The 7,187-nt window shown below is 45.0% G+C and carries 8 protein-coding genes; 6 read left to right on the plus strand and 2 right to left on the minus strand.

Annotation, left to right across the window (positions count from 1 at the left end):
* Nucleotides 1-10: 10 nt before the first annotated feature.
* The 6 genes from AAKU64_RS17005 to AAKU64_RS17030 all read left to right on the plus strand — a co-directional run bounded on the left by AAKU64_RS17005 (nucleotide 11) and on the right by AAKU64_RS17030 (nucleotide 5,202).
* Nucleotides 11-394, plus strand: coding sequence for a DMT family transporter (locus AAKU64_RS17005; RefSeq protein WP_354332370.1), 384 nt, complete (start codon nucleotides 11-13; stop codon nucleotides 392-394).
* 154 nt (nucleotides 395-548) lie between these two features.
* On the plus strand, nucleotides 549-1,631 hold the full coding sequence (locus tag AAKU64_RS17010) for an extracellular solute-binding protein (RefSeq protein WP_354332368.1): 1,083 nt from the start codon (nucleotides 549-551) through the stop codon (nucleotides 1,629-1,631).
* Nucleotides 1,632-1,673: 42 nt separating this feature from the next.
* On the plus strand, nucleotides 1,674-2,816 hold the full coding sequence (locus AAKU64_RS17015) for an ABC transporter ATP-binding protein (protein WP_503012602.1): 1,143 nt from the start codon (nucleotides 1,674-1,676) through the stop codon (nucleotides 2,814-2,816).
* A gap of 10 nt (nucleotides 2,817-2,826) precedes the next feature.
* Nucleotides 2,827-3,693, plus strand: a complete 867-nt coding sequence (locus AAKU64_RS17020) for an ABC transporter permease (RefSeq protein ID WP_354332366.1) — start codon at nucleotides 2,827-2,829, stop codon at nucleotides 3,691-3,693.
* Nucleotides 3,690-4,547, plus strand: a complete 858-nt coding sequence (locus AAKU64_RS17025) for an ABC transporter permease (protein WP_354332364.1) — start codon at nucleotides 3,690-3,692, stop codon at nucleotides 4,545-4,547. Before AAKU64_RS17020 ends, AAKU64_RS17025 begins: the two co-directional genes overlap by 4 nt.
* Before the next feature lie 229 nt (nucleotides 4,548-4,776).
* Entirely contained in the window at nucleotides 4,777-5,202 is a 426-nt protein-coding gene (locus tag AAKU64_RS17030) for an EamA family transporter (RefSeq protein ID WP_354335165.1), read from the plus strand.
* A 60-nt stretch (nucleotides 5,203-5,262) separates the two neighbouring features.
* On the opposite strand, the gene AAKU64_RS17035 is transcribed toward AAKU64_RS17030, so the two are convergent.
* Both AAKU64_RS17035 and AAKU64_RS17040 read right to left on the minus strand, forming a co-directional pair.
* A complete protein-coding gene (locus AAKU64_RS17035; protein WP_354362509.1) occupies nucleotides 5,263-5,817 on the minus strand; it encodes a hypothetical protein in 555 nt (184 codons plus the stop codon).
* A 130-nt stretch (nucleotides 5,818-5,947) separates the two neighbouring features.
* Nucleotides 5,948-7,027, minus strand: a complete 1,080-nt coding sequence (locus AAKU64_RS17040) for an IS3 family transposase (protein WP_354362510.1) — start codon at nucleotides 7,025-7,027, stop codon at nucleotides 5,948-5,950.
* Nucleotides 7,028-7,187: the final 160 nt, after the last annotated feature.

The raw sequence follows: 7,187 nt of genomic DNA on the forward strand, positions 1-7,187 counted from the left end.
TAGTGCTGAAGTGCAGGGCACAACTTTAGGATTGCTTGACTCAACTCATTTGTACTGTATTGGAAAAAATTTGAATCCCTGGCTCTTACTCATGTTGACCATTTTGAGCGAAGTCATCGCGACGATTAATTTACGTCTGTCAGATGGTTTTACCAAAATTATTCCATCCTCGATTGTGGTGGTTGGCTATGGATTGGCATTTTGGGGATTGTCAGTTGTCATGCGTCGTTTAGAAATCGGCATAGCCTATGCCGTCTGGTCGGGAGTAGGGACGGTAGCTACGTCCATTTTAGGTGTGTTCTTGTTTAATGAGGGTGTCAGCATACCCAAAATCATCGGCATACTACTGATCATTGCTGGCGTCGTATTGCTGCATTCCAGCACGAATACTTAGACATCGCATTAATAACCTGTTGATCTTAGTGTTCAATGTTGACGCAACAAGACACGAGTTCACTCACAGATTGATAAAAAACCTTTTGGTCATCAGAGGGTCATATCTGTATGAAAAAATATTGGGTTATTTGCCGCTCTCTAGGGAAACATCCATGTATTTTGCCAATGTATTGACCGCCCGAAAAATATCGTTCGTCCTCGCTGCTGTCGCAATGTCTCTTTCTCAGACAGGTATCGCCGCAGAAAAGCTCCGCTTATTAACTTGGGCGGATTACGCTCCCAAAGAAATTACCGAGCAATTTACCAAAGAAACTGGCATCGTCGTCGAAGTCACTATCTCTAATAATGAGGAAATGATTTCGAAGTTACGTGCCACAGGTGGTGCCGGTTTTGATCTTGCTCAGCCAAGTCAGGACAGGATCATCGGACCACTTTCTGAGTTCGGCATGTATAAGCCGCTTGATCTCACAAAAATAAAAACAGATCGTTTTTTACCAGAAATGTTTGAGGCCTCAAAAAAGGTCACGACGTATCAAGGTAAATCCTATGGCGTACCATTTTTCTGGGGAACAGATGGATTAGTCGTAGCAACCAACAAAGCAAAAATTGTAGACTACCTCGATTTATGCCGTCCTGAATATAGCGGAAAAGTCGCAGTACGATTAAAACGCCCGAGTCTGATTGCAGTTGCGTTTTCGATGGGACAGGACCCGTTTAAGGCGTACGGAAACCCTAAACAATATGAACAAATCATGCAGGCAGCAGGCGAAAAAATGATGGCATGTAAGAAGAATTATAAATATTTTTGGGAAAGCAAAGATCAGTTATTAAATGATTTACGTAGCGGCGAATTGGTTGCCGCACAGATGTGGGACAGCGGCGGATGGAAATTGAATCGCGAATTACCTGCACTTAAATTCATTGCGCCAAAGTCAGGCGCGTTGGGCTGGATTGACGCCTATGCTATTCCTGCGAAGGGCAAAAATGATGCTGCGGCCTACGCATGGATTAATTTTGTCACCCGCCCAGAAATCGCAGCACGCATGGCGCAAATTTCAGGCAGTTTTACTGCGGTAAAAGGGGCTGATAGTTTTATGGATGCCAAGATGAAATCACAATTGAATGACTCATTTTCGCCTGATGCATTTAAAAACATCAAATGGTATCCCGCTATTCCCGCCGGCTTGGAAGAAATCGACGGAAAAATCCTTGATCGTATTAAAGCGAGTTCCTAATCGATTTTTTTCTAACCTGGCAGCTCACTTTTGCAAGAGTACATGAGTCATATTTCTAATAAAAAAATCGATTTAGCGGTCTGTAACGTCACTAAACAATATACGTATCAAAACCAGTTATTTACCGCAGTTGATAACGTATCTCTTGAAGTTCCGAAGGGGAGTTTCTGTTCCATATTAGGACCTTCCGGCTGTGGAAAAACTACCTTGCTTCGTATGATTGCTGGATTTATTCAGCCAAATCAGGGGGATATTCTCATTGGTGGAAAAAGCATGCTGCAGCTTGCTCCCAATGCTCGTCCAGTGAACATGATTTTTCAGCACCTGGCTTTATTTCCCATGATGACGGTGGGTGAGAATGTCGCCTACGGATTGGAACGACGCTCTATCAAGCGAGCAGAGATCAAACAAAAAGTCGCCGATATGTTACGCCGGGTTGGCTTGCCTGATGCGTCGGATAAGCGCATCGACCAGCTTTCTGGTGGACAAAAACAGAGGGTTGCGATTGCACGCTCGCTAATTCTCGATCCTACCTTGCTATTACTTGACGAGCCATTAGGCGCGCTTGACCTTAAGTTACGCGAACACATGAAGTTGGAGTTAAAGCAGTTGCAAGCAGAAATTGGCACCACATTTATCTACATCACCCATGATCAGTCTGAGGCATTAGTCATGTCCGATTTTGTTGGCGTGATGAATAAAGGGAAGTTTGAACAGCTGGGATCGCCACAAGATTTGTATTATCGGCCGCAAACCGCGTTCGTCGCCAGCTTTGTGGGTAATAGCAATCAGTTGTCAGGTCATGTCGCTGTCGCGAACGATAAGCTACTTGAAATAAAGATAGATAAAAATACCTTTATTCGTTCTGCTAACGTACAAAAATTAAATGACGGTATAGCTGCCTCACTATTTATTCGGCCTGAAAACATCAGTATGTCTTTGACGCGGCCAACGGATATCGTTAGTGACAATCAATTGGCAGGAAAAATCGGCAATGTTTTATTTGACGGCGCTAATTCATCGGTTGAAGTCAAGATCGCGCACACCGATTTGTCCGTTAAGGTAGCGATGCCTCACACCGGGTTAAGTAATGCATTCCAGTCTGGTACGCATGTTTATTTGAGCTTTAATGCCGAGCATGTGCATGCATTTGCTATCGATGCGACTCAGCACGGAAAACATTAAACAGCCAATGATGAAAACCAATAATTCGCCCGTATTGCTCTGGGTTCTATTGGCACCAGCAGTAATCTGGTTGTCGATGCTGATTATATTTCCCCACCTGGAGATGCTGTTTCTCTCTTTGCAAACACGCGCCGGACCACAGGCATTTCATTTCAGCTTAAAGCAATACCAGACGTTTATAGATGAGCCTTTGTATTGGTATACCTTTCTGCGTACGGCACTGATGTCGTTATCTGCAACCGTGATTACTTTGGTACTGACATTTCCTGTCGCCTGGTATATCGCAAAAATAGCCGCTGGACGATCAAAGTTATTTTTAATGACGGTCATCGTTTTGCCATTTTGGGTCAGCGAAATGGTAAGAACACTGGGGTGGATGATTCTTCTGCGCAGCAATGGTGTTATTCCCCAAGTGCTGTATCGGCTAGGTCTGACAGATCATCCTGTTGACCTTTTGTATAGCGATGGAACAGTCATGCTCGGCTTGGTCTATTCATCCTTACTCTTTATGTTGATCCCATTGGTCAATGCCTTAGAAACATTGGATAACAGCTTGGTAGAGGCGGCATACGATCTGGGCGGAAGCCGTCTTAATATTTTGCGGCAGATACTCATACCGCACGCCGCCCCTGGGATTGCTGCCGGATGCATCATGGTATTTATGCTGACCTTGGGTAATTATTTAACACCCGTGCTGTTGGGCGGCAAAAATTCTATGTGGTTCACAGAGCAGATTTATACGCAGTTCATTACCCGTTTTAATTGGGAGCAGGGTGCCGCACTGGCTTTTATTCTCTTAGGATTGTCCAGCTGTTTTGTCTGGTTGGGCCTGAAATTGAGCGGCCAATCATTTGATGAAGTAATGAGGCGTTCATGATCCCCAGTATTCGACAATCGCGTTTCACGCAATTCATCAGAAGCAGTTACCTGGTTTATTTTTTCATTTTTCTGTTCCTGCCTTTATCCATTGTTGCGGTCTTTTCGTTTAATGATGCTCCTTACCCTTTGCCACCTTGGAAAGGTTTTACCTGGGACTGGTTTTTTGCCAACGGAACAGGCGAGAGAACAGGTTTATTTTTTGACCAGGAGATTTTGGATAGCCTAATCAATAGCGGCAAGGTGGCTTTGGGCGTGACATTTTTTAGTGTTCTTGTGGGCACGGGAAATGCATTTTTACTGGAGCGATTCCGATTTCGCGGGCAACAATTGCTATCGCAGATGATGTTGATCCCGCTGGTTATTCCTGGTGTCATTTTAGGAATTTCTATTTTGTCGCTGATGAGCAAACTCGCTCAGTTTGCTGATGATGTATTTGGATGGGAGCTAGATTTTTTAAGGCCCGGTTTGTTTCTGGTCGCGTTAGGGCAATTCTCTTATATCGTCGCCATCGCAACACTGACGATCAGCGCCCGCTTAAAGCGTCTGGATATGAGCCTGGAAGAAGCTGCAATGAACTTAGGTGCCAACAAACGCGCCATCTTTTTAACCATCACGCTACCCTATTTAAAACCAGCGATTTGGGGCGCTGTACTGATGTCATTCCTACTGTCTTTTGAAAACTTCAATACGACGTACATGCTTGCCGGAAGTGACGCACCGCTCACTGTCTTAATGTATGGACGAATGAAGGAGGGCGCAACTCCGGTAGTCAATGCCATTAGCCTGATGATGATGTTGCTGTCTGGTGTCGTTGCAATGACACTATATTTTGGTGGAAGGAAGAAAACCTGACCGCCCTAACGGCGTATCAAGGGCAAATGAGAAGGCTAAGCAACGATAAAATCTCCTGAGATCGCAATGCTCCTCGTATCAAATAATAATGCGATCTAAGCAATGCCCATAAATATACTCCATCCCAGTAATTTTAGTCGTCCATATATTCATTGGATATCAAGGCATATTATTAAAGATAATGGGGGAGTATATTAAATTTAACCTATCAAACTGTCGATAAATCACGATGAAATTAGGTATAGATCCAAAAAGGGGGGGCTGTATGATCGTCGGCTCACTCAGCGTGGGTTGTTCTTTTGTTTATGCGAGGTTATTTTTGGCAGACAAGAATATTTCCGCTGTAGCGCTGTCGACCTATCAAATTGGCTTGGGATTGCTAATGCTATTGCTCGTTACCGATCTTAAGGGCATCGAGCATATCCTCGAAGATAAAATAGCTCTGACAGGATTAGTGCTTGGACTAGGACTCACTGGCACAGGTTTGGCGTATGTACTTTATTATTTTATCGTTCAGCACTTGGGTGCTGTAAAAGCCGCAAGTGTGACTTACATACCGCCAGTAGTTGCACTGATGATCGGGTGCTTGTTTGCTCACGAACCATTAAGCACAATCAACGTCGCAGCAATCTTGTGTATTTTAGGTGGGGTTTAATAATTGCAGACTGGGAAGCGTTAATTGTCCTGGTCAAGACTAGATAGACGCGTCGCGAATCTAATTAGCCATACCCCATCGCTTAAAATGCGGTATCCAATGAGCATTAACAATTTTATTAAAACCACTCGGTGTTGGGTGCAATTCGTTTGCCCAATCCTCTTGATATCCGTCGTCCGTGCGTAGCGTCCCTGGCGAACTCACAAATACAACATCATTTTCCCAATCGTTGAAGCTCGCGAGCGTTGTGTTCAGTCGAACAATCAGCTCTTTGATTACTGCGATACGATAAATTAAATCAGGATTCACTTTCGATTGATCTAGTGCCGGCTTTAGCCATGGTCCGTTGAATTGAATACCGGCTAACGTAAAACCTCGGCCATCAGGTACAGGATAATCATAACCGTTGATGAAAATGGGGCGAGGCTGTGCAGGAAGGTCTTTATATGCCCATCGTATTTCATGGATCAGTCCACCCATTGCAGTCACGATGATGCGTAACAGATTATCGATACCGTCAGGATCAATACAATCCTTAGGGTCAGGAATGTTAGAGCAATTGCTGCGCAGAGCAAGATGATAGTCAACGGCGTCGTTGCCCGCACCGCTAATCATAAATATGTTGAAAAAACCTCGGTTTGCTGATTTTAAATACTCTTCTACAAACGGCGCGTATTTACCGGCCCCGACGTATTGCTGGAGTAGCGGTAATTGTCAATCTAGTTGTCGCCTAAAGTAGTTGTTGTCATGCGGCTTTTTTGAGTTCTGCTTGCAGCTCCTTTGTGTCTATTTGCTTCTCTGGATTTAAATGAACGATGTTGATACGTTGCCAGTTTCGGATCTCACCACTCCAGCGTTCAGGATGCTGTTCTTTAGCCGCTTTGTAGATAGCGATACGCTTAGCTAGCAAGGCGCGATCCTCGCCATCATGGCGCTGCGCTGGCGTAACGAAGTTGATCGCGCTATGGCGATGCTCGTGGTTGTACCATTGAACAAAGCCACCAACCCACACTCTGGCCTCTAGCAGATTGGCAAAGGCCTGCTGTGGATAGCTTGATCGATATTTGAGGGTTTTAAAGAACGACTCAGAGTACGGATTGTCGTTTGAGACAGCCGGTCTGCTAAATGACGGAACGACACCAAGTTGTTGTAAGGTCGCTAGCATGGTTGCGCCTTTCATGGGGCTGCCATTGTCTGAATTAAGAACCACTTGGTTTGGTGCGATATTTTCTCTGACACAAATGTCTTTCACCACTTCACTGGCTAGCTCACTGCTTTCGTTTTCATAGATCTGCCAACCGACTACTTTTCTGCTAAAAATATCGATGAACAAATACAGGTAATAGTGAATACCTTTGACTTGTGTCGGCAAATAAGTAATGTCCCAACTAAAAAGCTGATTGGGTTTTGTCGCGCACAATGCACGAGGTTTGCTCCGCGCTTGTGCTGGCCGTTCCTTACCACGATGGGCGAGTTGCTTCGCTGTTCTTAAGACGCGATAGAAGCTCGATTCAGAGGCAATATAGCAAGCTTGGTCGAGTAAGCAAGGAACAATTTGGCTCGGTGGAAGATGGGCAAATTCTTCTGAATTGGCGACAGTAATTATCTGCTCGCGCTCCTCTGGAGTGAGGGCATTCTTGGGTATTTGCATTCTGCCTGGTCGTTGATCACCTAAACTATTTTCGCTGTTAGCATCACGCTGCCAGCGTTGTAGCGTGCGTTCAGAAAGTTCTATTACTGTGCAGCATTGACGCTGGCGCGCACCTGCAGCGATGCTGTCAGCGACCAAAGAAATAATGTTGTTGCGCTCTGTGAGAGAGGTCATTTTTCCTCGTCCTCCCACAGAGCTTGAAACTTTTTTTGCAGTATCAGCAGAGCAGCAGCCTCCGCCAAAGCTTTCTCTTTGCGATTTAATTCGCGCTTGAGTTGATGGTTTTCATCTTTAAGATCGCGTATTTCTCGCTTGCTGGGCGGGGCCATTTCGG

It is taken from the genome of Undibacterium sp. GrIS 1.8, from assembly GCF_040544445.1.
GTDB lineage: Bacteria > Pseudomonadota > Gammaproteobacteria > Burkholderiales > Burkholderiaceae_D > Undibacterium.

Excerpts from the sequence above, each read along its gene's own strand:
- AAKU64_RS17010 (WP_354332368.1), top strand. The coding sequence starts at position 549 with ATGTATTTTGCCAATGTATTGACCGCCCGAAAAATATCGTTCGTCCTC.
- AAKU64_RS17015 (WP_503012602.1), top strand. The coding sequence starts at position 1,674 with ATGAGTCATATTTCTAATAAAAAAATCGATTTAGCGGTCTGTAACGTC.
- AAKU64_RS17020 (WP_354332366.1), top strand. The coding sequence starts at position 2,827 with ATGAAAACCAATAATTCGCCCGTATTGCTCTGGGTTCTATTGGCACCA.
- AAKU64_RS17025 (WP_354332364.1), top strand. The coding sequence starts at position 3,690 with ATGATCCCCAGTATTCGACAATCGCGTTTCACGCAATTCATCAGAAGC.
- AAKU64_RS17030 (WP_354335165.1), top strand. The coding sequence starts at position 4,777 with ATGAAATTAGGTATAGATCCAAAAAGGGGGGGCTGTATGATCGTCGGC.
- AAKU64_RS17035 (WP_354362509.1), bottom strand. The coding sequence starts at position 5,817 with ATGATTAGCGGTGCGGGCAACGACGCCGTTGACTATCATCTTGCTCTG.
- AAKU64_RS17040 (WP_354362510.1), bottom strand. The coding sequence starts at position 7,027 with ATGACCTCTCTCACAGAGCGCAACAACATTATTTCTTTGGTCGCTGAC.